Annotated in this window: 15 protein-coding genes and 1 pseudogene; 4 read left to right on the top strand and 12 right to left on the bottom strand. The window is 68.0% G+C overall.

What is annotated here, in order from left to right; all coding sequences use genetic code 11:
- Positions 1–202 precede the first annotated feature (202 nt).
- From ACPUER_RS00930 to osmF, 4 genes are read right to left on the bottom strand one after another with little or no spacing between them, the layout of a single operon-like run.
- Entirely contained in the window at positions 203–979 is a 777-nt protein-coding gene (locus ACPUER_RS00930; RefSeq protein ID WP_425130103.1) for an ABC transporter permease, read from the bottom strand.
- Positions 976–1914: an ABC transporter ATP-binding protein gene (locus ACPUER_RS00925; RefSeq protein WP_425130102.1), complete on the bottom strand. Its 939-nt coding sequence runs from the start codon at positions 1912–1914 to the stop codon at positions 976–978. Before ACPUER_RS00925 ends, ACPUER_RS00930 begins: the two co-directional genes overlap by 4 nt.
- Positions 1911–3089 carry an ABC transporter permease gene (locus tag ACPUER_RS00920; protein WP_425130101.1) on the bottom strand — a complete coding sequence of 393 codons (1179 nt, stop codon included), beginning with the start codon at positions 3087–3089 and terminating at the stop codon, positions 1911–1913. The genes ACPUER_RS00925 and ACPUER_RS00920 overlap by 4 nt, the downstream gene beginning before the upstream one ends.
- A complete protein-coding gene (gene osmF, locus ACPUER_RS00915; protein WP_175962184.1) occupies positions 3086–4009 on the bottom strand; it encodes a glycine betaine ABC transporter substrate-binding protein OsmF in 924 nt (307 codons plus the stop codon). Before osmF ends, ACPUER_RS00920 begins: the two co-directional genes overlap by 4 nt.
- A gap of 166 nt (positions 4010–4175) precedes the next feature.
- Between osmF and ACPUER_RS00910 the strand changes: the two genes are divergently transcribed.
- Positions 4176–5105: a 2-hydroxyacid dehydrogenase gene (locus ACPUER_RS00910; protein WP_175962185.1), complete on the top strand. Its 930-nt coding sequence runs from the start codon at positions 4176–4178 to the stop codon at positions 5103–5105.
- Positions 5106–5205: 100 nt separating this feature from the next.
- Here ACPUER_RS00910 and ACPUER_RS00905 read toward each other — a convergent pair whose 3' ends face one another.
- Positions 5206–7164: a Xaa-Pro dipeptidyl-peptidase gene (locus ACPUER_RS00905; RefSeq protein WP_425130100.1), complete on the bottom strand. Its 1959-nt coding sequence runs from the start codon at positions 7162–7164 to the stop codon at positions 5206–5208.
- 689 nt (positions 7165–7853) lie between these two features.
- Entirely contained in the window at positions 7854–9107 is a 1254-nt protein-coding gene (locus tag ACPUER_RS00900) for a lipoprotein-releasing ABC transporter permease subunit (protein WP_425130099.1), read from the bottom strand.
- A 307-nt stretch (positions 9108–9414) separates the two neighbouring features.
- Between ACPUER_RS00900 and ACPUER_RS00895 the strand changes: the two genes are divergently transcribed.
- The 3 genes from ACPUER_RS00895 to pbpC are packed head-to-tail and all read left to right on the top strand — an operon-like array spanning position 9415 to position 17856.
- Positions 9415–10563, top strand: coding sequence for an Ig-like domain-containing protein (locus tag ACPUER_RS00895; protein ID WP_425130098.1), 1149 nt, complete (start codon positions 9415–9417; stop codon positions 10561–10563).
- Positions 10564–10587: 24 nt separating this feature from the next.
- Positions 10588–15417, top strand: coding sequence for an alpha-2-macroglobulin family protein (locus tag ACPUER_RS00890; protein WP_425130097.1), 4830 nt, complete (start codon positions 10588–10590; stop codon positions 15415–15417).
- A gap of 45 nt (positions 15418–15462) precedes the next feature.
- Positions 15463–17856 carry a penicillin-binding protein 1C gene (gene pbpC, locus ACPUER_RS00885; protein WP_425130096.1) on the top strand — a complete coding sequence of 798 codons (2394 nt, stop codon included), beginning with the start codon at positions 15463–15465 and terminating at the stop codon, positions 17854–17856.
- Positions 17857–17967: 111 nt separating this feature from the next.
- Here the strand turns inward: pbpC and ACPUER_RS00880 are convergent, their stop codons facing one another.
- The 6 genes and pseudogenes from ACPUER_RS00880 to ACPUER_RS00855 form a co-directional block, all read right to left on the bottom strand.
- Positions 17968–19374: a methyl-accepting chemotaxis protein gene (locus tag ACPUER_RS00880; protein ID WP_310132222.1), complete on the bottom strand. Its 1407-nt coding sequence runs from the start codon at positions 19372–19374 to the stop codon at positions 17968–17970.
- 224 nt (positions 19375–19598) lie between these two features.
- Positions 19599–20669, bottom strand: coding sequence for a porin (locus ACPUER_RS00875; protein ID WP_425130095.1), 1071 nt, complete (start codon positions 20667–20669; stop codon positions 19599–19601).
- A 217-nt stretch (positions 20670–20886) separates the two neighbouring features.
- A pseudogene (locus ACPUER_RS00870) lies at positions 20887–21324 on the bottom strand (AMP-binding enzyme); the annotation flags it as partial.
- 19 nt (positions 21325–21343) lie between these two features.
- A complete protein-coding gene (locus tag ACPUER_RS00865; RefSeq protein WP_310132226.1) occupies positions 21344–21658 on the bottom strand; it encodes a high-potential iron-sulfur protein in 315 nt (104 codons plus the stop codon).
- Positions 21659–21756: 98 nt separating this feature from the next.
- Positions 21757–22959, bottom strand: coding sequence for a c-type cytochrome (locus ACPUER_RS00860; protein WP_425130094.1), 1203 nt, complete (start codon positions 22957–22959; stop codon positions 21757–21759).
- Positions 22960–23038: 79 nt separating this feature from the next.
- Positions 23039–24760, bottom strand: a complete 1722-nt coding sequence (locus ACPUER_RS00855; RefSeq protein ID WP_175962194.1) for a methanol/ethanol family PQQ-dependent dehydrogenase — start codon at positions 24758–24760, stop codon at positions 23039–23041.
- Between the last annotated feature and the right edge of the window lie 119 nt (positions 24761–24879).

Genomic DNA, 24879 nt, shown 5'->3' with positions numbered 1-24879 from the left:
GGGAGGCGCATAGTATATCGGCCAATCGCCGCCGGTGGTCGAGCGCCGGCTCGAATGAAAGCGCCGTGTAGGCTTGTATCGGTTCGCGACGATCGATGGGCCGATCGTTGCACGGACACGCATCGGAGTCCGGATGAACGTCGCCGCCGGTTCCGGGAACGTATCCTCATTTCCCCGTGCACGGGAAAGCGACGCGAACCGCCTATGCGCGCCGCGCGGCCGCCACCCGCGCAATCGCGCCGATCGCATCGCTGACGAGCACCGCGAGCAGCCCGACGATCACGCCGCCCTGCAGCACGAACGCGGTGTTCGACGTCTGCAGGCCCGCGATGATCACGTCGCCGAGCCCGCGCGCGGCGACCGTCGAGCCGATCGTCGCGGTGCCGAGATTGATCACGACCGCGAGCCGGACGCCGTTGACGATCACCGGAAACGCGAGCGGCAGCTCGACCGACACCAGTTGCTGCCAGCCGCTCATCCCCATCCCGCGCGCGGCGTCGACGACGTCGCGCGGCACGTCTTCGAGCCCCGCGATCGTGCTTTCGAAAATAGGCAGGAGCCCGTACAGCACGAGCGCGATCAGCACGGGTTTCAATCCGAAACCGACGGCCGGCACCGCGAGTGCGAGCACCGCGACCGGCGGGAAGGTCTGGCCGATGTCGACGACGCTGCGCGCGACCGGCAGGAAATCCGCGCCGGCCGGCCGCGTGACGAAGATGCCGGCCGCGACCGCGACAATCGTGCCGATCGCGCTCGACAGCGCGACCGTGCCGAGGTGCGCGAGCGTGAGATCGAGCAGGCTCGCGCGATCGTAGATGACCGGCGCGCCGTTGTCCGCGAACGGTGCGAACAGTCCTTGCAGCCACGTGGGGCGCAACAGCAGCACGAGCAGCAGCGCGAGTGCGGCCGCTCGGGCCGCATACGCGGGCAGCCGCCGGCGCAGCGCCGAACGCGTTGGCCGCACGCCGTGCGTCGTCATGCGGGCTTCCTCGCGTGCTCGCGGATCGCGTCGAGCGTGATGCGGCGCGCGTCGCGGCCGTTGCCGTCGTCTACCGGCAGCGCGTCCGCACCGCGCCACAGCAGCTCGGACACCGCATCGCGCAGCGTGCGTGTCGCGGCGATCGGTTCGCCGTCGGCATGACCGGGTTCGGCCACCGCGTCGATCGGCGTCAGCGCGAGCAGGCGCAGCGGCCGGTCGACGCCCGCGACGAGCTGTTCGACGACGCCGGCTGCCGGCTTGCCGAGAATCTCGGCCGGCGGCGCGACCTGCAGCAGCCGTCCGCCGTCCATCACCGCGATCGTATCGCCGAGCTTCAACGCTTCCTCGATATAGTGCGTGACGATCACGACCGTCACGCCGAGGCGGCGCTGCAGCGCGAACAGGTCGTCCTGCGCCTTGCCGCGAATGATCGGATCGAGCGCGCCGAACGGCTCGTCCATCAGCAGCATCGCGGGCTCGGCCGCGAGCGCGCGCGCGACGCCGACGCGCTGCTGCTGGCCGCCCGACAATTCGTGCGGCAGCTTGTCCGCGAATTCGGTCGGCGCGAGATGGAACAGGTCGAGCAGTTCGTTCACGCGCGCTTCGATGCGCGCCGGTGGCCAGCCGAGCAGGCGCGGCACGGTCGCGATATTGCGCGCGACGCTCCAGTGCGGAAACAGCCCGTGCCCCTGGATCGCATAGCCGATGCCGCGCCGAAGCTGCTCGGGCGCGACGGTCGCCGTATCGATGCCGTCGATGCGGATCGTGCCGCTGGTGGGCGCGATCAGCCGGTTGATCATGCGCAACAGCGTCGACTTGCCGCTGCCCGATGCGCCGACGAGCGCGGTGATCGTGCCGCGTTTCATCGTCAGCGATACATCGTCGACGGCGACGACGTCGCCGAAGCGCTTGCCGACACGTTCGATCTCGATCATCCTGCACGCCCCTTCGCGAGCGACGTCGCGGCTTCGAACACGACGGCGGCCGCCAGTGCGAGCGCGATCGTCGGAATCGCGCCGAGCAGCACGAGATCGGCGGCCGATTGCCCGATCCCCTGGAAGATGAAAGTGCCGAACCCGCCGCCGCCGATCAGCGCGGCGACCGCGGTCAGGCCGATGTTCTGCACGAGCACGATGCGCACGCCGCTCAGGATCACCGGCAGCGCGAGCACGAGATCGACGCGCAGCAGCCGCTGCGCGCGCGTCATGCCCATCGCGCGCGCCGCTTCGGTCACGTGCGGCGGCACTTGCTCGAGCCCGACCACGACGCTCGATGCGATCGGCAGCAGCGAATACAGGAACAGCGCGAGCACGGCCGGCGCGACGCCGATCCCGCGGATGCCGAGCGCGGCCGCGAGCGGCACGTGCGCGGCGAGCAGGCCGAGCGGCGCCATCATCAGCCCGTACATCGCGATGCTCGGGATCGTCTGCACGATATTGAGCACGGGCATCGCGACGGTGCGCACCGCCGCGATGCGCGCGCACGCGATGCCGAGCGGCACACCGGCGACGAGCGCGGCTGCGACCGAGCCGCCCGCGAGCGACACGTGCCGGGTCGCTTCGCGCCAGAAATCGTCGCTGCGCACCGCGTATTCGCGCATCACGGAGAGGCCGTCCCACCAGCCGCTCGCGAGCGGCACCGAGATCGCCGCAATCGCGACGACGAGCGCGACGAGGCGCCGCCACGGGCCGAACGCGAGCCGCGCGAGCGCGTCGGCGACGAGCACGGCCCACGCGAACAGCAGCAGCCAGACACCGGCGGCGGGCGACACGCGCGCGAGCATGTCGTCGGGCACGACGACGTGCGTCGCGGCCGCACCGACCGCATACGCGAGCGTTGCGAGCCACGTGCAGCCGGCCGCGAGCCGCCACGCGGGGCGGCTCGCCGTCATCGCCCACAGCGCGCCGACGATCCACAGCGCGGCGAGCGCAGCGCCCTGCACGGCGGGCAGCGCGGCAAACACCGACAGCCCCGTGCCGGCCGCGATCCGGTTCGGCCGCAGCACCGCGAACGGCATGCCGAGCACGGCGACGATCGTCAGGACACCGATCAGGATGCCGACCTTGTCGGGTATCACGCGCCGCGCGGACGCCGCCGCGCGATCCGTCATTTAACGAAGCCCTTCGATTTCAGGTAGCTTTTCGCGACACCTGCCGCCGGCTCGCCGTTGATCTGGATGCGCGCGTTCAGCGTCTGCAGCGTCTTCAGGTCGAGGCTCGCGAACACGGGCTTCAGGTAGTCGGCGATCTGCGGATGCGCTTTCAGCGCGGCTTCGCGGATCACGGGCGTCGGTGCGTAGACCGGCTGCACGTGCTTGTCGTCGTCGAGCACCGCGAGGCCGCTCGATGCGATGCCGCCGTCGGTGCCGTAGACCATCGCGGCGTTCACGCCGTCGGTCTGGTTCGCGGCGGCCTTGATCGTCGCGGCCGTGTCGCCGCCGGACAGCACGACGAGCTGCTCGGGCTTCAGCTTGAAGCCGTACGCCTTCTCGAACGACGGCAGCGCGGACGCGCTGTTCACGAACTCGGCCGACGCCGCGAGCTTCAGCTTGCCGCCGCCCGCGATCCACTTGCCGAAATCGGAGAAGGTCTTCAGATGCTGCGACTGAGCGACAGGCGCGAGCACGGCGACGCCCCACGTGTTGTTCGCGGGCGCAGGTGCGAGCCACACGAGATGGTTCGCCGCGTAGTCGAGCTTCTTCGCGGTGTCGTAGCCCTGGCTCGCGTTCTTCCACACCGGATCGTCGGCCTTGTTGAAGAAGAACGCGGCATTGCCGGTGTATTCGGGGTAGATGTCGATCTCGCCGCTCGTGAGCGCCTTGCGCACGATCGGCGTCGTGCCGAGCGCGATCTTTTCGGTGACGGGAATGCCGTGGGCCTTCAGCACCTGCGCGATGAGGTTGCCGAGCAGGTTGCCTTCGGTGTCGATCTTCGACGACACCACGACGGGCGTGTCGGCGTGCGCGCCGGGCGCGACGAGGGCGGCGGCGAACGCGAGGCCCAGGATCCGGGCGGGCAGGGCGAGTTTCATCGGGGCCAATCTCCAGGACGGGGGCGTACGCCGAAAGTTACTTGACTGAGCCGGCTTTGGCAAACCGCGTGCGGCGGCGTGTCCACAGCCCGTGTGGGGATAACCCGCATCCGTCATGCGGGCTTGCTACACTGAAATCCGTTCCCGCCTGTGGACACTTGCTGACATGAAGCCCGAGCTGCTGGTCCTCATCGCATTGCGCGGCGACGCGCATCGCGAGATCGCCGCGTCGTTCGACGTGCGCTACGCCCCGACCGCCGAAGAACGCGAACGCGCGATCGCCGAACACGGCGGCACGATTCGCGCGGTGCTGACCAACGGCAGCACGGGCCTTGCCGCTGCCGACATCGATCGTCTTCCGCAACTCACATTCGTCAGCGCCCTTGGCGCCGGCTACGAGCATATCGACGTCGCGCATGCGAAGGCGCGCGGCATCACGGTCGTGACGGGCGCCGGTACCAACGACGATTGCGTCGCCGATCACGCGTTCGCGCTGCTGCTCGCGGCGGTGCGCGGCGTCGTGCGGCTCGATGCGAAAACCCGCGCGGGCGTATGGCGCGAGGGGCTGCCGATGCCGCCGAACGTGTCGGGCAAGAAGCTCGGCATCGTCGGGCTCGGCAAGATCGGCGAGAAGTGCGCGCGCCGCGCGGCCGGCTTCGACATCGAGATCGGTTATCACAACCGGTCGGCGAAGCCTGTTCCTTACCGCTATTTTGACCGGCTCGACGCGCTCGCGCAGTGGGCCGATTTCCTGATCGTCGCGACGCCGGGCGGCGCGGGCACGCGGCACATGATCGACCGCGCGGTGCTCGACGCGCTCGGCCCCGGCGGCTTTCTCGTCAACGTATCGCGCGGCAGCGTTGTCGATACCGCTGCTTTGGCAGACGCGCTGCGCGAAGGGCGCATCGCGGGCGCGGGGCTCGACGTGTATGAAGGGGAACCCGAGCCGCCACGCGCGCTGACGGATCTCGACAGCGTCGTGCTGACGCCGCATATGGGCGGTTGGTCGCCCGAGGCGCTCGATCGTTCGGTGCAGCAGTTTCTCGACAACGCCGCGCGGCATTTCGCGGGGCAGCCGGTGCTGACGCCCGTTTGAGTCACGGTTGAATCAGGTTTTTCGGAGATGAAACAGCGCGGACGGCGACCGACGTCGAGGAGACGTCGGTTGCCGTCCGCTTTGCGTCACGCGCGCCCGCTCACGACGAAGCCGAAACCAGCGGCACCGTCACCGACGTGCCGGCCGGATCGAGCGTCAGGCCGGTGCCGGGCGTCGGCCGCAGCGTCGCCTCGTTGTCGCTGGACAGCACGACGAGCCCCAGCCGGTGGCCGGCTTCGAGCTTGTAGTCGCGCGGCATGAACGTCAGCTTCAGGTCGTACGGCATCCCCGGCAGCACGGGTTCCGACAGCCAGTCGGACAGCCGGTTGCGCGGGTCGGTCCATGCGCGCGTGACGATCGTGGCCGTGCCGTCCGGTGCGCGGTCGACCAGCAGCGCCGTCACGTTGGCCACCCCCGTGAAGGTCAGCTTGACACGGGCCGTCGCGGTGCCGGACAGGCGCGTGGCGGCCGTGAACGGCGCGGTCTCGAAGCGGCTGCGGTTTTCGCCGGTCGGCGCATTCGCCAGCGTGAGCGCGGTAATGCGCGCATCGTCGGTGAAGCGTGCGAGCGGGCCGCCGGTCGGCATCCGCAGCAGCGTGCCGGTACTCGCGCCGTCGCCGCCCGCGAAATACGAAACCGGCGTCGCATGGCGCGCGGCCCAGTCGGCTTCCTTCAGCAGCGTGCCGTCCGCCTGCGCGATCACCGCGCGCGGATCGTGTTCGACGCCGTTGTCATAACCGATCAGGTAGCGCGTAAACCACCGGTTCACCTCCGCCGTCCACGCATCGGCCATCGCCGGCACGCGCGTCGGATCGGTGTGCTTCAGGCGGTGCAGCCACAGCTGCGTCGGCACGCCCTGGCGCCGCATCGCGAGATACCACGACGTCGACTGGTCGACGCGCACGTTGTCGTCGGTCAGCCCCTGCGCGACGAGCGCCGGCGCGGCCGCGAACGCGGTCGGGATGTCGCGCGCGGCCCAGAACGGCGAATAGTCGCCGGTCGTGCGGTTTTCCTTCTGCAACGCTTCGTCGATCAGGTGCGTGCAGCGCTCCGGATGCGCGTTCGTCAGCAGCGCCTTGATGTACACGTCGACGTCCTCGCCCTGATAGCCTTCCGGCGCGCGCACGAGCCCGCCCGAGCGGTAATAGCCGTACATGTTCGACAACCCGGCGACCGGCACGATCGCATCGAGCCCGCGCGTGCGCAGGCTCGCGACCATCTTCGGCAGCGTGCCGTCGTACGACACGCCGTACATGCCGACGTGGCCCGTCGACCAGTTCGCGACGACCGTCTTGCCGCTCGCGTCCTTCGCGGTTGCGTCGCGGCCGAGCCAGCGGATCACCGACGCCATCGCGACCGATTCGTCGCGCGTCAGGATCGTCGGGCAGCCGTCCGAGCCGGCGGTGCCGAGCGAATCCGCATAGACGATCGTAAAGCCGCGCGGCACGAAGTAGCCTTCGATCCACGAGCGCCCGGCAGCGGCCGCTTCGAGCTGCTGCAGCATTCGCGTCTGCGGCGCGGCGGCCATGATGCGCGCGGATGTCGATGCCGACGCGGATGCGCTTGCTGCCGGATGCGGCGTGCCGTCGAGCTCGACGTCGACGTCGTGGTTCGGGCTGTCGGCGAGCCCCGCGTAGTACGGGCTCGCGAGCACGATGACGGGCGTGCGTGCGCCGTTCGCGGTTTCGGCCGGGCGCACGATGCGCACGTGGATGCGGTCGCGCGTGCCGTCGCCGTCGGAATCGACCGGCGTGTCGACCCACGCGTTCTCCTCGATCGTGCCGCCCGACAGCGACGGCTGCACCTGGCCGTTCGCGATCACGGGGCGGTAGCGTCCGCCGCTGGCCGGATTGGCGTACGGGACGCCGGACGGCGAAATGCGTGACGCCAGCGACTGCGTATCGGCCGCCGATGCGGCGGCCCCCTCCTGTTGGCCTTGCGCGAGCGCAGATGCCCCCACCACGCTGCCGCCGTCGTCGCCGCCGCACGCGGCGAGCGTCGTGGCCGCAACGAGCGCGGGAAGCCATGCGCGCCGCAATCCGGTTCGATGAAAGTTCATGAGTGACCTCATTCTTGTTTGTGATTGTCCGGAACCGGCCGGCCCGCGATATGCCCCCTGCGGCCTGGCCGGGTGCTGCATCGGATGAAGCTGAACTGCGACTTCGAAAGCGCCGGGCGAGACGCCCGGGTGCCACGGCCGGTGTTGGCGCACGTTGCGCGGCGCGCCACTCGGCGAGCGTCGGGGCGAGACTGCATGGCCCCGACCGGAAAGCGTCAGCGCGGCGGCCGGTTCGGGCCGCGCGGCCGAAGCGATATCGGCAGCGTGATACGAATACAGGAGTGCGAATCAAATGCGGGCATGCCCGACCTTCCTTCAGGTTTCAGATGAAACGGAACGGCACGATGCGATGAGGCGGGGGTGTTGCGAACGACAGTGCTGCAACGGCAGGAAAGCGCGACGCGTGTCGGCATGGCTGGCCGGATTTCTTTCCGGAAGCTTGCGCAAACTTATCTCAGTGAAATCTCGGTGTCAAACTTTTTTAGCTGGTGTCAAACAAAGTTTCGATGCGTGCGCGGCATGCGGCCGCCGATCCGTGCGGCATCGGTGTCAACTTCGCTGGAGTCGATCGGCAAACAGTCAAAAACAGTCTGAAAAGAGAGAGGGGCATGGCGATTTCGGTCACGCCGGACGACGGCAACAGCGTCGGTTTCCACGTCATCGCGTAACGCCCGCGCCGGACGCCGCGCCTATTCGTCGCGCAAAGCTTCGGCCGGCCGGACCCGCGCGGCACGCCAGCTCGGGTACAGCGTCGCGACGCACGACATCAGGAACGCGGCCGCGGCGATCTCGATCACGTCGATCGCCGCGAGCTTCGACGGCAGCGAACTGAGGAAATACACGGACGGTGTCAGGAAGCGGATGCCGAGCAACTGCTCGATCGCCGGCAGCACCCACGGGATGCTGACCGCGATCGCGCAGCCGAGCGCGACGCCCGCCAGCGTGCCGACGAGGCCGATCGTCATCCCCTGGATCGCGAAGATCTTCGTGATCGACCCGGGCGGCGCGCCGAGGGTGCGCAGGATCGCGATGTCGCCCTGCTTCTGCGTGACGGTCATCACCAGCGACGATACGAGATTGAACGCGGCGACCGCGACGATCAGCATCAGGATCAGCGACAGCATGCGTTTCTGCAGCCGCTCGGCTTCGAACCACGTACGGTTCTGCCGCGTCCAGTCGCGGATATAAAGATCGCCCGACAACGTGCGCGACAGCTCCAGCGCGATGTCCGGCGCGCGTTGCAGATCGTCGAGACGCAACCGGATGCCGGTCGGCGCGGGCACGTTGAACAGCTTCCGCGCATCGCTGATGTGGATGTATGCGAGCGCGCTGTCGTACTGGTAGTGGCCCGACTCGAACGTGCCGACCACGTTGAACTGCCGGAACCGCGGCAGCGCATCGCCGATGCGCGCCGTATTGCCGGGCGCGAAGAACGTGATGCGGTCGCCGATCTTCACGTGCAGCGCGTCGGCCAGCGCGGCGCCGAGCACGATGCCCATCTCGCCCGGCACGAGCGCGTCGAGGCGCCCGGTCTTCAGCTTGCGCGCGATCTCGGACACGCGCGGCTCGAGCACCGGATCGATGCCGCGCAGCGCGACGCCCGTCACGCTGCCCGCGTTCGTCAGCAGCGCCTGCGCGTCGACATAGGGCGCGACGGCGCGCACGGCCGGGTTCCGCAGCGATTCGTGCGCGGTGAGCCGCCAGTCGGGCAGCGCGCCGGACGGCGAGAAGATTTCCACATGCGCGAGCACCGACAGCATCCGGTCGCGCACCTCGGTGCGAAAACCGTTCATCACCGACAGCACGACGATCAGCGCGGCGACGCCGAGCGCGATGCCGGCCATCGCGGCGCCGGCAATGAACGACACGAAGCCGTCGCCGGCCGAGCGCCGGCCGCCGCGCGCATAGCGCAGCCCGATCTGCCATTCGAACGGGAGTTTCAAGCGATTTCCTTTCAATTCGATACGAACCACGTCGAGCCGCGCATTCTAGCGAACGCGGCGCGAGTGCGTGCAGAGATCGGGGGGCGGGCGGAACAGCTACCCGACCGGCCGTTCATTCGCCTGCGTTGCGCGCCAACACGCGGATATTTCCATCGTTTCGGCTCTGACCCATAATGTCGGCCAGCATCCGGTCGAACAAAACATTCCAAGCATTCACGGCGCAACCAGGGCCGCGCCGTCACAGACCAATAAATCTCGGGGTACGTCGCCGCAGCCGGCAGCACGTCCTTGACAAGGAAATAACAAAATGGATTTGCTGCGCTTCCTGCTGCTCCTGCCGATTCGTGCGGCGGGCTTCGTCTGGCGCCTGCTCGGCCGCGTGCTGCGGCCGCTGGTCGGCGACGTGTCATGGACGGCGCCCGCGTGGGCGGGCATCACCGCCGCGGCCGTGCGCCGCCGCCCGTGGCATGCCGGCGGCATCGTGCTGCTCGCGGCCGCGCTCGGTTACGGCGGGTACTGGTTCAAGCATCGCCCGAAGCCGCCCGAGCCCGAGACCGTCGGCTTTACCGTGAAGGCGCCGGCGATCACGACCTACGAGGTCGACGACAGCGACAAGCCGAAGATCACCGTGCATCCGCTCGAAGTGGCGTTCTCCCGATCGGCCGCGCCGATCGAACTGGTCGGCAAGCCGGCCGGGCAGGGCATCGAGATGACGCCCGCGCTGAAGGGCGCGTGGGAGTGGGCCGACGACAAGACGCTGCGCTTCACGCCGGCGGCCGACTGGCCGGTCGGCGCGCACGTCGAGGTGCGCTTCGCGGTGCACCAGGTGTTCGCGCCGCAGGTGACGATGCACGACGACCATTTCGCGTTCGACCTGCCGGCCTTCACCGCGCAGTCGGGCGACAACCAGTTCTACCAGAACCCCGACAATCCGGCGGAGAAGCAGGCGCTGCTGCAGTTGCGCTTCAACTATCCGGTCGATCCGGCCGAGTTCGAGAAGCGCATCGGCCTCGTGCTGGTCGGCCGCGACGGCAAGAACGTGTCGCCGCTGCGCTACACGGTCAACTACGACAAGATGAAGACGAGCGCGTGGATCCATTCGCAGCCGCTCGAGATTCCGAAAGATCCGCTGTCGGTGCGGCTCGACGTCGACAAGGGCGTGAAGAGCGCGCGCGGCGGCGACGGCACGCCGGCAGTGCTGCACGCGTCGGTCGGCGTGCCGGGACTCTATAGCCTGACAATCGGCAACGTTGCGCCGACGCTCGTCGACAACGAGCGTTACGAGCCCGAGCAGGTGCTCGTCGCGGAAACGTCCGACGGCGTGCGCAGCGCCGATCTCGCCGCGCGCGCGAAGGCGTGGGTGCTGCCGAAGCGCAAGCCGGGCGTCGATCAGTCGGACGACGATCCGCCGTACGAATGGAATGTGGCCGACATCAGTGACGCGGTGCTGAAGTAGTCGAAGCCGCTGCCGCTTGCAGCGGTGCCGACCGAGAACGACTTCGCGACGCTGCAAAGCTTCAAGTATCACGCGACGCCGGGCGAGCGCATCGTCGTGCGTTTCGAAGGCGACCTGAAATCGGCCGGCGGCTATCTGCTCGGCGCGCCGGCGACGACCGCGTTCACGGTGCCCGACTATCCGAAGCTGCTGCGTTTCATGGCCGACGGTTCGCTGCTGTCGATGAGCGGCAGCAAGCGGCTGTCGGTCGTGTCGCGCAACCTGCCGGGGATGAAGGTCGAGATCGGCCGGGTGGTGCCCGACCAGCTCCAGCATCTGGTGAGCTTCAACAACGGCACGTATGCGCGACCCGAGCTGTCGTATTCGTTCAGCGAGGATCACATCGTCGAGCGCTTCGTGCAGAAGCGCGCGTTCCCGGCCGGCGACCCCGGCAAGGCGCATTACGAAGGCATCGATCTCGGCCAGTACCTGAAGGGCGGCAAGCGCGGCGTGTTCCTGCTGCACCTGTCGAAGTACGACCCGGCGGCCGAAAAGAAGAAAGCCGACGATGCGAAGGATGGCGATGCTTCGTCGGGCGACAGTAGCCAGGATCAATCCGATAACGCCGAATCGGGCGACAGCAACGGCAACGGCGACGACAGCGACAACGCGCTCGGCGACACGCGCCTGATCGTCGTGACCGATCTCGGGATGCTGGTCAAGCGCGCGCTGGACGGCAGCCAGGACGTGTTCGTCCAGTCGATCCGCAACGGCCGTCCGGTTGCGGGCGCAACCGTGTCGGTGCTCGCGGTGAACGGCCAGACGCTGTTTACGCAGACCACCAGCGCCGACGGCGTCGTGCATTTCCCCGCATTCAAGGGGCTCGACCGCGAGAAGCGTCCGCAACTGTATGTCGTGAAGAAGGACGGCGACCTGTCGTTCCTGCCGGTGGCGGGCCGCGATCGCCAGCTCGATTTCTCGCGCTTCGACGTCGACGGCGAACGCAACGCGACGGGCCAGGGGCAGCTGTCCGCGTACCTGTTCTCGGATCGCGGGCTGTACCGCCCCGGCGATCCGTTCCACATCGGCCTGATCGTGCGCGCGGCGAGCTGGGCACGCAGCCCGGCCGGCGTGCCGCTGCAGGCGGAGATCGTCGATCCGCGCGGGATCACCGTCGAACGCAAGCCGGTGACCGTCGACGCGACGGGCTTCACGGAGCTCGGTTATACGACGGCCGAAACGTCGCCGACCGGCACGTGGACGGTCAACCTGTACATCGTCAAGGACGGCCAGCCGGGTGCCGAGCCGATCGGCAGCACGACGGTGCAGGTGAAGGAGTTCCTGCCCGACCGGATGAAGGTCGACGCGAAGCTGTCGCAGCAGGTCGTCGAAGGATGGGTGAAGCCGAAGGGGCTGAAGGGCATCGTCGATGCGCAGAACCTGTTCGGCACGCCGGCCGAGAAGCGCCGCGTCGCGGCGACGCTGACGCTGCGCCCGGTGTGGCCGTCGTTCCGCAGCTGGCAGGGCTATCGCTTCTTCGACGCACGCCGCGCGAAGGAAGGCTATACGACGACGCTGCAGGACGGCACGACCGACGACAAGGGCCATGCCGAGTTCGACCTCGATCTCGACAAGTACGCGGACGCGACCTACCAGCTCTACTTCCAGGCGAAGGCGTATGAAGCGGAAGGCGGGCGCAACGTCGCCGCGAACGCGCAGACGCTCGTGTCGAACAACGACTGGCTCGTCGGCTACAAGTCGGTCGACGATCTCGGCTACGTGAAGCGCGGCAGCCCGCGCACGGTGCGGCTCGTCGCGATCGACCCGGGCGCGAAGGCGATCGACGTGAAGGACCTGCGCGCACAGCTCGTCGAGGAACGCTACGTGTCGGTGCTGACCAAGCAGGATTCCGGCGCGTACAAATACGATTCGCGGCTGAAGGAAGTGCCGGTCGACGAGAAGCCGCTGACGATTCCGGCGGCCGGGCTCGACTTCGCGCTGCGCACCGACAAGCCGGGCAGCTATGCGCTCGTGATCCGCCGCGCGGACGGCACCGCGGTGAACCGGATCGAGTATTCGGTTGCAGGCGACGCGAACGTCACGCGTTCGCTCGACCGCAACGCCGAGCTGCAGGTAAGCCTCGCGAAGCACGACTACAAGCCGGGCGAGCAGGTCGAGATCGCAATCCGCGCGCCTTACGCGGGCAGCGGCCTGATCACGATCGAGCGCGACAAGGTGTATGCGCACGCATGGTTCCATGCGGACACGACGAGCTCGATCCAGCACATCACGGTGCCGGCGGGCTTCGAAGGCAATGGATACATCAACGTGCAGTACATCCGCGATCCGTCGTCGGACGAGATCTTCATGAGCCCGCTGAGCTACGGCGTCGTGCCGTTCTCGGTGAACCTCGACGCACGCCGCAACGCGCTCACCGTCGACGCGCCGGCGCTCGTGAAGCCGGGTGAAACCGTCACCTTCACCGTGCATTCGGCGAAGCCCGCGAAGGTCGTCGTGTTCGCCGTCGACGAAGGCATCCTGCAGGTCGCGCGCTACAAGCTCGGCGATCCGCTGAAGTTCTTCTTCCGCAAGCGGATGCTCGAAGTCGGCACGTCGCAGATCCTCGACCTGATCCTGCCGGACTTCGAGAAGCTGATGGCGATGGCCGCGCCCGGCGGCGACGCCGACGATGCGATCGGCCGCCAGTTGAACCCGTTCAAGCGCAAGCGCGACAAGCCGGTCGTCTACTGGTCGGGGATCGTCGACGTGAACGGCGACACGCGCGTGAGCTACACCGTGCCCGACTACTTCAACGGGAAACTGCGCGTGATGGCCGTGTCGGTGTCGCCGGACCTGGTCGGCACGTTCGAAGGCGCGACGACGGTGCGCGGCGATTTCGTGCTGTCGCCGAACGTGCCGACGACGCTCGCGCCGGGCGACGAGGCCGACGTCAGCGTCGGCGTCGCGAACAACCTGACGGGCGTCGGCAGCCAGCCGGTGCCGGTCGCGGTCACGCTGAAGACGGGCCCGCAGTTGCAGGTGATCGGGCCGGCGACGCAGAACGTCGCGCTCGCGCCGCAGCACGAGGGCGTCGCGCTGTTCCGCGTGAAGGCGACCGACACGCTCGGCTCGGGCATGCTGTCGTTCGGCGCACGCTACGGCGCGAAGGGCGCGCAGCAGCGCGTCGACGTGTCGGTGCGGCCGGCCGCCGCGTTCCGCACGCAGCTCGACATCGCGCGGCTCGATCCGGGCAAGAAGGCGAGCGTGCCGAACCTGCGGCCGATGTACGACGCGTATGCATCGCGCGACGCGAGCATCTCGACCGCGCCGCTCGTGCTGTCCGAAGGGCTGTCGTCGTATCTCGTCAACTTCGACCACTACTGCAGCGAGCAGATGGTGAGTTCGGTCGTGCCGCGCGTGTTCGCGTCGAAGTGGCTGTCGGTGCGTGCGCTGACGAGCGCGATGCACGCGCCCGAAGCCGGCGCCGACGCGGCGAATGCGGCCTCGATCGCGCAGTTCCTCGGCGTGCTGCGCAGCCGGCAGAACGCGCAGGGCGGCTTCGGCCTGTGGAGCGCGACGCCGGATGCCGATCCGTTCGTGTCCGCTTATGCGATGCACGTGCTGCTCGACGCGCGCGAGCGCGGCATGGCCGTGCCGAAGGACATGCTCGACGCGGGCAGCCAGTATCTGCAGAAGCTCGCGGCGAGCGATTCGCTCGGCTCGCTCGACCTGCTGCGGCAGCGTGCATACGCGGTGTACCTGCTGACGCGCCAGGGCAACGTGACGACCAACAGCCTCGCGGCCGTGCAGAAGCGCCTGCAGGATGCGTATCCGAACGACTGGAAGAACGATCTCGCGGCCGCATGGCTCGCCGCATCGTATCAACTGCTGAAGCAGGACAAGGAGGCCGCCGCGCTGATCGCGGGCCCGCAGGCGCTGCTCGAACGCAAGCGTGCGTCCGACGGCGGTTACGTGACCGGCTACTACATCGATCCGCTGACGCGCGACGCGAGCGTGCTGTACCTGCTCGCGAAGCACTTCCCCGAGCGCATGCGCAAGCTGTCGCCGCGTGCGATGGACAACATCGCCGCGCCGCTGGTCGACAACCGCTACAACACGCTGTCGTCGGCGATGACGATCCTCGCGCTCGATGCGTATGCGGCGTCGAACGCGGGCCAGCTCGACCAGCTCGCGATCGACGAGGTACGTGCGGGCGCCGCGCCGAAGGACGTGTCGTCGATCCAGGCGAACCTCGTGCGCTCGGGCACGTGGGCGGCCGGTGCGTCGCGCGTCGACTTCGTGAACGGCAGCGCGCTGCCCGCGTGGTGGGTCGCGAGCCAGTCGGGCTACGACCGCGACACGTCGACGAAGGCGATCAAGAACGGGCTCGAGATCGTGCGCGACTACACCGATACGAACGGCAAGCCGCTTGACAGGATCACGCTAGGCCAGGAAATCGACGTACACCTGAAGATTCGCGCGACGGGCTCGGCGAACGTCGGCAACATCGCGATCGTCGATTTGCTGCCCGGCGGCTTCGACCCGGTGATCGCGCCGCCGCCCGCGACCGACGCACAGGACGGCGACGGCAATGGCGACGGCGGCGCGTCGGCGCCGGTGGCCGATGCGCCGTGGCATTCGCCGATCGGCGTGACGGGTTCGACGTGGCAGCCGCAGTTCGCGGATGTGCGCGAGGATTGCGTGGTGATCTACGGCACCGCGACCACCGACGTGCGCGAGTTCGTCTACCGGATCAAGGCGAGCAACGCGGGCCGCTTCGTCGCGCCGCCTGCGTATGGCGAGTCGATGTACGACCGCCGCGTGCAGGCGCAGGCGCCCGGCGGCACGACGCTGACGGTGGAGCGCGTGCGATGATGGTGCGCTTGCATTGGCCGTGCCGGGTGGCAGGAGTGCCCGCGCGTGGCTGACGCATCCGTGCTCCGGTGCGCGCTGCATGGCGCCGGCCGCTGGCTGCATCGCTGGCAGAACTGGATCGCCGGCGCGCTGCTCGTGTTCGGCGCGCTGGCCGCGTGCCGGTTGTGGCCGCATCTGCCGCTGCGCGACTGGAAGCCGTCGTCGGTCGCGGTGGCCGACGCGCACGGCCGGCTGCTGCGCGTGACGCTCGCGAAGGACGACCGCTACCGGCTGTGGGTGCCGCTCGACCGGATGTCGCAGCAGCTCGTCGAAGCCGTGATGCTGCACGAGGACCGTTGGTTCCGGTGGCATCCGGGCTTCAATCCGTACGGGCTCGCACGCGGCGCGTGGATCACGTACGTGCGCGGCGGCAATCCGCAGGGCGGCTCGACGCTGACGATGCAGCTTGCGCGCTCGCTGTGGCGCCTGAACACGCGCACACCGGCCGGCAAGCTCGAGCAGGTCGCGCGCGCGGTGCAGCTCGAACTCTTCTATTCGAAGCGGCAGATCCTCGAAGCCTATCTGAACGATGCGCCGTATGGCCGCAACGTCGAAGGCGCGGGCACCGCGAGCGTCGTCTATTTCGACCGGATGCCCGACGCGCTGACGCTGCCCGAGGCGCTCGCGCTCGCGGTGATTCCGCAGGACCCGGCGCGGCGCGTGCGCGGCGGGCAGGACGAGATCAACCGCGCGCTGGCCGCGTCGCGCAACCGGCTGTACGCGCGCTGGCTGACGAAGCACCCGCGCGATGCGTCGTTCAAGCCGCTGTTCGCGTTGCCGCTGGCGATGCGGCCGCTGTCGGCGCTGCCGTTCGACGCACCGCACGCGGTCGACCAGGCGCTTGCCGCACGCAGCGCATGGCGCACGACATCGGGCGATGCCGGCGCACAGCTCGTGACGACACTCGATCTCGATCTGCAGCGCACGCTCGAACGGCAGATCGCGCGCTACGTCGCACGCAACGACACGCGCGGCGTGCGCAACGCGGCCGCGCTGCTCGTCGATACGCGTGACATGGGCGTGAAGGCGCTGGTCGGCTCCGCGAACTTCTTCGATCGTTCGATCGACGGGCAGGTGAACGGCACGCTCGCGCGGCGCTCGCCGGGTTCGACGCTCAAGCCGTTCATCTATGCGCTCGGCTTCGACCAGGGCGTGCTGCATCCGCAGACCGTGCTGCGCGACGTGCCGACTGCGTTCGGTCCGTATGCGCCGGAGAATTTCGACGGCCATTTCCTCGGGCCGATCACCGCGACCGATGCGCTGAACCGCAGCCGCAACGTGCCGGCCGTATGGGTCGCATCGCAGCTCAAGTCGCCCGATTTGTACGGATTCCTGCGGGAAGCCGGCGTGCGCCGGCTCGCGAGCGCGCAGCACTACGGGCTCGCGCTCGTGCTCGGCGGCGGCGAAGTGACGATGCAGGATCTCGCGGCGCTTTACGCGATGCTCGCGAATCGCGGCGAGTTCCGGCCGCTGCGGCTGCGCGCGGACGAACCGGCCGTGCCCGGCCGGCGCCTGCTGAGCGCGGAGGCGAGCTACATGACGATGGACATGCTGCGCCAGCACCTGCGCCCCGACGAGACGAGCGGGGCGCAGCCGTCGAGCGTGCCGGTCTACTGGAAGACCGGCACGTCCTGGTCGTTCCGCGATGCGTGGACGGCCGGCGTGTTCGGCCCGTATGTGCTGGTCGTGTGGGTCGGCAACTTCGATAATTCGACCAACACGGCCTTCGTCGGCGTCGATGCGGCCGCACCGCTGTTCTTCCAGGTCGTCGATGCGCTGAACGCCGAGCGCAAGCTCGTCGAGCCGCCGCGCGCGGTGCCGCCGCACCTGAAGCGCGTGCGGATCTGCCTTGCAAGCGGCGACTTGCCGAACGAATGGTGCCCGCAGCAGGGCTGGACGTGGTTCATTCCGGGCACGTCGCCGATTCGCGTGAGCACCGTGCACCGGCCCGTCGTGATCGACGATGCGACGGGGAGGGCCGCGTGCCCTCCGTACGACGGCAAGCACACGCATACGGAGATCTTCGAGTTCTGGCCGTCGGATCTGCAGCAGGTGTTCGCGCAGGCCGGCATTCCGCGCCGGCGGCCGCCGCAGAACGCGGACTGCCGCGATGCGGGGCAAGTGGACGGCGACCCGCCGCGCATCACGTCGCCGCTGCGCGGCAGTACGTATGCAATGCGCGTGAAGAGCGCCGACGATACGCGCATCGCGTTCAACGCGACGGCCGATGCGAGCGCGCATGCGCTGTACTGGTTCGTCAACGATGCGTATGTCGGCCGCAGCGCGCCGGGCGACGCGCTGTTCTGGCAGCCGCGCACGGCGGGCAGTTATGCGGTGCGCGTGGTCGACGATCACGGGCGCAGCGATCAGCGGCCGCTGACGGTCGGGCTCGAGCAGTAGGGGCGGGCGACGAAATCGATCGCGGTGATCTCGCCCATGTGGCAGACGAACGCGGCGAAGCCGGCCGGGTCGCCGGTGCGGGCGCCGCGCGGGCGACCTGCTAGCGCCGATTCATGCGCTGTAGCCGATCCTCAGGACACCCCATTGCCGTCCGCCGACGACGATGGGTGCCGAAACGTCCTTCATCAGCGCAAAGTTGCCGTTGCCCATGTCGCGCCGATAGGTCTGCAGCAGGAACGGTTTGGTATGCGACACGGAGGTGCGCGCCGTCCGGTCCGTATAGATCCGGCGGTTCCGGCAGTTCGCCGCGTTCCATGCGGCGTCCGCGCGCTGGGGCAGCGAGAACTTCCGGTTGTGGGTCGGCAGGTAGCACTGCTTGTCGAAGCTGGCGCAATAGACGATGCGTTCGTCGATCTCGAGCACCGGCTCCTGGACGGCCGGAAGCACGCGATCGGTGAAGGCCGTGAAGCGCGTCATGAACTGCTGCGGATCGGTGCCGGGAATCGGCACGTAGTTCGCGTCGAACAGCGCGTCGAGCGCGATATCGCCGCGCGCGACCGCATCGTCGAAGAGCTTGCCGATCGCGGCGGCCGTGTTCCGCGCGGTTTCGATAAAGCGCGTGTCGGGCGACTCGATGCCGGTCGCGGCAGTGAGTTCGATGAGCGTCTCCGAGACGGAGAGCAGGTTGCCGAGCCGGTCCTTGGCCTGCGAGAAGTTGTCGCTGGAATCCTCGACGCCGGACGCCATTTCGCCAACCTGCTCCTCTAGACGGAGGCATTGCGTCTCGATCTCGTCCGTCAGCGATGCGATCTGTTCGGCCTCGCCGGCGAGTTCGGTGATCGCGTGCCCCGTCGTGTGCACGACCTCGCCGATCGTGCGCGTGCCTTCGCGGACGCGATGGGCGCGCGCGGCGTTGTCGGTTCCCTCCGCGATCAGGTGTTCGGTCTGCTCGGCAAGGCGCGCGAGGGTCGTCTCGATCTGGGCTGTCGCCTGTCCGGTCTTCGCGGACAGGTTCTTGACCTCGGCCGCGACGACGGCGAAGCTGCGGCCCGACTCGCCGGCGCGTGCGGCCTCGATCGCGGCGTTCAGCGCGAGCAGGTGGGTCTGGCGGGCAATGACGGAGATCTCCTCGGACACGGCCCGCACGTGATCGAGCGCGTCGCGCAACGCACCCATCTGGCTGCCGATCGAGGTGACTCCCTCGACGAGGCCGTGGATGTCGGCGAGCGATGCCTCGATCGTCTGTTGCGACTTCTGGACCGCGCTCGACGCATTGGCGCTGACGGCGCGCACCTGCTGCGCGGCTTCGGCGATCCGGTGGTTGCCGCGCAGCGTGACGGCGGCCGATTCACGCAGCGTGTGGCAGACCTCCGCCTGCCTGGCGACGCGGGCGGCGACTTCCTCGACATGACCCGAGACGTCGCAGATCTCGATGCCGAGCTTGCCGGCCTGCTCGGCGATGTCGCCGACGAGCGCGCGCGATGAACGGCGGCCGCGGCCGATTCCGAAGAGGTTCACGTTGCTGGGTCTCCTAGAGGGCGCGCATTCCCTGTTTCTGACAGATTTTGGGTGTGCGCTCCTGACTTGACGGCAGCGTGGCCGCCGACTTGAGGTCGGGTAAACGTCAGGATCGGCAATCCGGATTGTCGGGCCAGCGCCGCGCGTTCCCGTTTTTGCGGCGGCCGGCTTCCGACGCGGGGGCTGGACGAGCGAGCGACGATCGCCCGTCCGGATACGTCTCGTCAGAATACGTGGTGGATGCCGACGTTGGCGCCGACCGTCGTGCCGGGCAATCCGAACAATGCGCCGCCCGTGATGCCGAGGCCCGTATTCATCGCGCCGTGGTTGTTGACGACGCCGACTTGCGCGTAAAGGCCCGTTCGCTTCGACAGGCTGTAATCGGCGCCGACCGCGGCGAGCAGCGAATGATTGTGCGAATCGTTGCGATCGGTGGTGTACCACGCGCCGGTGTTCAGGTCGAGGGCCGGCGTGACGCGATAGTCCAGACCGGCGCTATACACGTTGTTGCTGAACGAGCCGGCGACCTTGTAGCTCGTGAACGATGCCTTGCCGGTCACGGGCCCGAACGTGTACGCAGTGCCGATCGTGCGGCCGACGAACGCGACCGTGCTCGAAACTGGTGTCGGCGACGTGCCGCCGTTGCCGTCGTAGAGCGCCGCGTTGAGCATGAAGCCGCCGTTCGTATAGGTGAGGCTGCCGGAATACTGGCGTCCCGCCTGGAAGTCCCCGGCTTTGCCGCCGAATCCGAACATCGCGCTGCCCGTCAGCCCGCCGATCGTCGGGCTCGTGTACGAAATCGCGTTCGGGTTGAAGAGGCCCGTGACGAGCACGTTGTCGACGTACGGGATCAGCGCGGCGCCGAAGTGCGAGATATTGCGGGGATCCGAGCCGAGCACCGCGAGCACGAACGGCGAGAACTGCAGGCCGATCTTCGTCTCGCCGAAGCCGCCGTCGAGCCCGACCCACGCCTGGCGGCCGAAGAAGTTGCCGTTCGAATGGCCGAACGCGCCGTCCGTGATGTTGAAGCCGCTCTCCAGCTTGAACTTCGCGTGCAGTCCGCCGCCGAGATCCTCGGTTCCCGTCATGCCGAAGTTGGTCGGCGTCATGCCCGTATCGGTCAGCGCGAACTGGCGGCCGGCGTTGGCGCCGGTTGCCGAGTCGAGCGACCGGCTCGTGTAAAGCAACGCCGCGTCGAGGTCGCCGTACAGCGTGATGCTGCTCTGCGCGAAGCCGTTCGTGCTCGCCGCCGCGCCGAGCAGCGCCGCGCAAATCGTCCATGTCCTGCTCTTCATCGTCTGTCTCCGTTTTTGTCAAGTTTTGTAATTCGTATGACTAAGTAATTCTGCGATGACGGATGCGATGCATGCCGCCTGCATGCCATGCTGTCGGGGAACCCACGGCGGTGCGTCGTGCGGACCGGAATGCGGCCGCGTGCCCGGCGTGGGGCGCGCGCATGCGACCGCGCTCCGGCGCCGCGACGAAGCGAAGCGCCCGCGCGAACGAGCGGTGTTACATCGAACGGCTCAACTGTTCGAGGATGGCCGGATTCTCGAGCGTGGACGTGTCCTGCGCGATCGCCTCGCCCTTCGCGAGCGAGCGCAGCAGGCGGCGCATGATCTTGCCCGAGCGCGTCTTCGGCAGGTTGTCGCCGAAGCGGATGTCCTTCGGCTTCGCGATCGGCCCGATCTGCTTGCCGACCCAGTCGCGCAGCGTCTTCGCGAGCGCCGCCGCTTCCTCGCCCTCCGGACGCGAACGCTTCAGCACCACGAACGCGACCACTGCCTCGCCCGTCGTGTCGTCCGGCCGGCCGACCACGTCCGCCTCGGCAACGAGCTCGTGCGACACCAGCGCCGACTCGATCTCCATCGTGCCGAGCCGGTGGCCCGACACGTTCAGCACGTCGTCGATCCGGCCCATGATCGTGAAGTAGCCAGTGTCCTTGTCGTGCCCGCGCGCGTGCCCGGGATCAAGCAAGCTTTGCATAAACGTTGCACCAGCCTTCGGCGGCAACCGCCTTGCCCGCGAACATCGGGCACGTGCCGGAAGATTCGCCGGCAGCGGCCTTGTAGAAGCGGCAGTTCGCGCACGTCTGGCCTGCCTGATACTTCGGGAACTTGCCCGCGTCGACGGTCGTCGCTTTCGCGCGGTAGCCGAGCGTCTTTGCGGCGGCGTCGTTTTCGTCGACGGGCGGCGCGGCCGCAAATGCGCGGGTTCCGGCCGCGAGCGCGGCACACAGGCCGGCCGTCTGAATCATGAAAGTTCTGCGATTGCGGGAGATCATGTCGTTTTCCTGAATGAAATGAAAAGATAAAATCTGCCCCGCGCGCCGGGAATGCTTCCCGGCGCGGCGGGTGAACCGAAACGAAGGGGACGGGAGCGTTACTTGCGCGGCCCGGCGATGAGCGGCGCCTTCGACGCGTTGGCGGCATCGGCGGTCAGTTTTGTTTTCGACGCGTCGTAGCCGTTCGAGTAGAGCAGGAACGCCATCAGGTCCGAGTATTCCTGTTCGGTCATCTTGCCGGGGCGATCGGCCGGCATGTTGCTCGACATGTACTGGTAGATGCCGCCGACCGTGATGTGCGACTTGCCTTCGGGGGCAAAGGATTCCCCGCTCAGTGCGGGGGCGGTATTGCCTTCGAGCTGGTCGCCGTGGCATTTCGCACATGCATCGGTGTAGATCTTCTTGCCGTGCTGCACCTGCGCCTGGTCGAACGGCGGTACGTCGCTGCCTTCGTTGGTCGAAACCTTGATGAAGCCGCTCTTTAGCGGCTGCACGGATGCGACCGACCCGTCGAGAAATCGGCCGGGCGCATGCGTACCCGTCGCTTGCGCGACCGTTTCCGGAAGTGCCCAGCCGCGTGTGAGCGCCGCGAGAAGGCCGTTGCCGCTCATTCGCGACAAGGCCGCGTCGATGCGCTTCCGGAGGTCTTCCTTGCCCGGCCCGAATGCGAAAGACAGTTGCCAGTCCGAGTACGGCGACGACGTGGCCGCGACCCGGAACTGCTGTTGCGGGTGCGCGCGCTTGTACGCGACGACGCTCGGATACCAGACGATGGCGCGCTGCGCGCGGCCGGCGGCGAGCGCGCCGATCGTCTGCTCGCTGGTGTTTTCCAGATCGAAGCGGGCGTTGGCCTGCTGCGCGGCGATCAACTGCGAAGGACTGCCATACGTGGCCGCGATCGTTTCCTTGGCGCCGGACGATGCTCGCGCGTCGCGCAGCGACACGCTGACATAGCCGGAGCGCAGATAGCCCTGCGAGAACGTCATTCTGGATCCCGACCCGTCGGCGATCTCCGAGCGCGGGAAGCCGGCGATCACGTCGCAGTCGCGTTCGAGCGATTTCTTCAGCTCGCTGGCGGAGATGCCGTCGTCGCCGCCGTCGTCGTCGACGCCGCGCTTGTTGAACGATGCGGCGATGCCTGCGGTGCGGAACACTTCGCGCGCAACGGATTGGTCGAGCGCCGTGGTCGGGCTGCCGGGCAGCGTGCAGATGCGCACGCCGGCCGACGCGGCTGCCGGTGTCAGCGCCACGCCCACGGCGAGCAGACTGGCGACGGTAACGGGAGTGAGGCGAGTATTCATGATCGTGTTTCCGGTTGAAGCGGTTGGGGCGTCGCGCCCGCATCGGGCGCATGCGGGCGCGACCGGGGCTTGCGCCTGATCAGTCGAGTGCGAACACGTAGAGCGTGCCGCCGCGCGGAACGTCCTTCGCGATGTCGGCCATCGGGCCGCCCCAGATCGGGTTCGCGCCGCCGTAGCCGGCGAGCACGGCGACGTACTCCTTGCCGTCGACCTCATACACCGAGGGCTGCGAAATGATGCCGCTCGCGAGTTGCGGGCTTTCCCACAGCACCTTGCCGGTTGCCGTGTCGAACGCGTACAGGTGGCCGTCGAGCGAGCCGCTGAACGCGAGGCCGCTCGCGGTGGTCGCGACGCCGCCGTTCCACGGCTTCTTCGACCAGTGGCTCCACAGCTTCTTGCCGGTGTTCACGTCGATAGCCGTCAGTTCGCCGTAGCCTTCGCTGCCCGGTTCGGGCTTGATCTCGAAGCCTTCGCCGAGATACGGCAGGCCTTCCTGGTAGCTGACCGACTTGCCGGTCAGGCTCATGCACGCGTGCAGCGCAGGCACGACCGCGATGTTGCGATCCTGGTCGTACGAGATCGACCACCAGTTCTTGCCGCCGAGGAAGCTCGGGCACGTTTCGATCGTCGTGCCGGCCTTCGGGAACTTCGATTCGTCCTGGATCGGCTTGCCGTCGGCCGTGTAGCCGGTAACCGAGGTCGCCTTCACGAACGGCGTCGCATAGATCAGCTTGCCGGTCGTGCGATCGATCGCGTGGAAGAAGCCGTTGCGGTCCGCGTGGATGATCGCGTCGTAGTCCTTGCCTTTGTACCGGATGTCCGCGAGGACGGCCGCATTTACGCCGTCGTAGTCCCACGTGTCGTTGCTCGTGTACTGGTAGTGCCACTTCAGGTTGCCGTTCTTCGCGTCGAGCGCGAGCAGCGAGTCGGAATACAGGTTGTCGCCGGGGCGCAGCGCCGCGAGCCACGGGCCGGGGTTGCCGACGCCCCAGTACAGCGTGCGGGATGCCGCGTCGTAGGTGCCGGTCAGCCAGGCTGCGCCGCCGCCGTGGCTCTGCATGCCGTCGGGCCAGGTCTCCGAGCCTTTCTCGCCGGAACCGGGGATCGTGTAGCGTTTCCAGACCTCCGAACCGTCGTCCGGATTCAGCGCGGCGATGTAGCCGCGAATGCCGTATTCGCCGCCGGACGTGCCGACGACGATCGCGCCGTCGAGCGCGAGCGGCGCGAGCGAGAACGCGTAGCCGAGGCCCGGCTCGAACATCTGCTTCTTCCAGACGAGATTGCCGGTCTGCGCGTCGAGCGCCGCGACTTCTCCGTTCAGCATCGCGATATAGACGTTCTTGCCGTACAGCGCGACGCCGCGGTTGACCACGTCGCAGCATGCGGTCTTGAACGATGCCGCGCCGAGCTTCGGTTCGTATTTCCACAGTTGCTTGCCCGTCTTCGCATCGAATGCGTAGACGTTGTCCTTCGGCGTCGTCACGAACAGGTAATTGCCGTTGACGATCGGCGTTGCCTCGAAACCCTGCTTCAGGTCGGCGGGGAACTTGTAGGCCCACACCTGCTTGAGCGCCTTCGCATTCGACGTGTCGATCTGCTTGAGCGGCGAATGCGAGCGGCCGTTGTAGGTGCGGTAGTAGGTCAGCCAGCCCGGATCCTGTTGCGCATCGGTCAGCCGCTGGTAGGTCACAGCCGGGTAGTCCGCGGCCGCTTCGACGAGGCCGGGGTTCAGCGCGACGGCCGCTGCCGCCGCGATGCCGATCGTCGCCAGCCGGCTCGCTGAAGCCGAGAGTTTCTTCATGGTTGTCTCCTGAGTCATTGTGGTCGCACCGTCGCGAACGATTCGCCGCGCCGGCACAGGTGGGGTTCCGGGCCGATTGCGATGCCGTTCACGCAAGTCGCATGCCATCGCGGCGAGAA

Origin of the sequence: Burkholderia sp. DN3021 (assembly GCF_049805555.1) — a bacterium.
GTDB classification, from domain to species: domain Bacteria; phylum Pseudomonadota; class Gammaproteobacteria; order Burkholderiales; family Burkholderiaceae; genus Burkholderia; species Burkholderia pyrrocinia_C.
The sequence above is the reverse complement of the archived record's forward strand: the minus strand, read 5'-3'. Positions and strand labels throughout refer to the sequence as shown.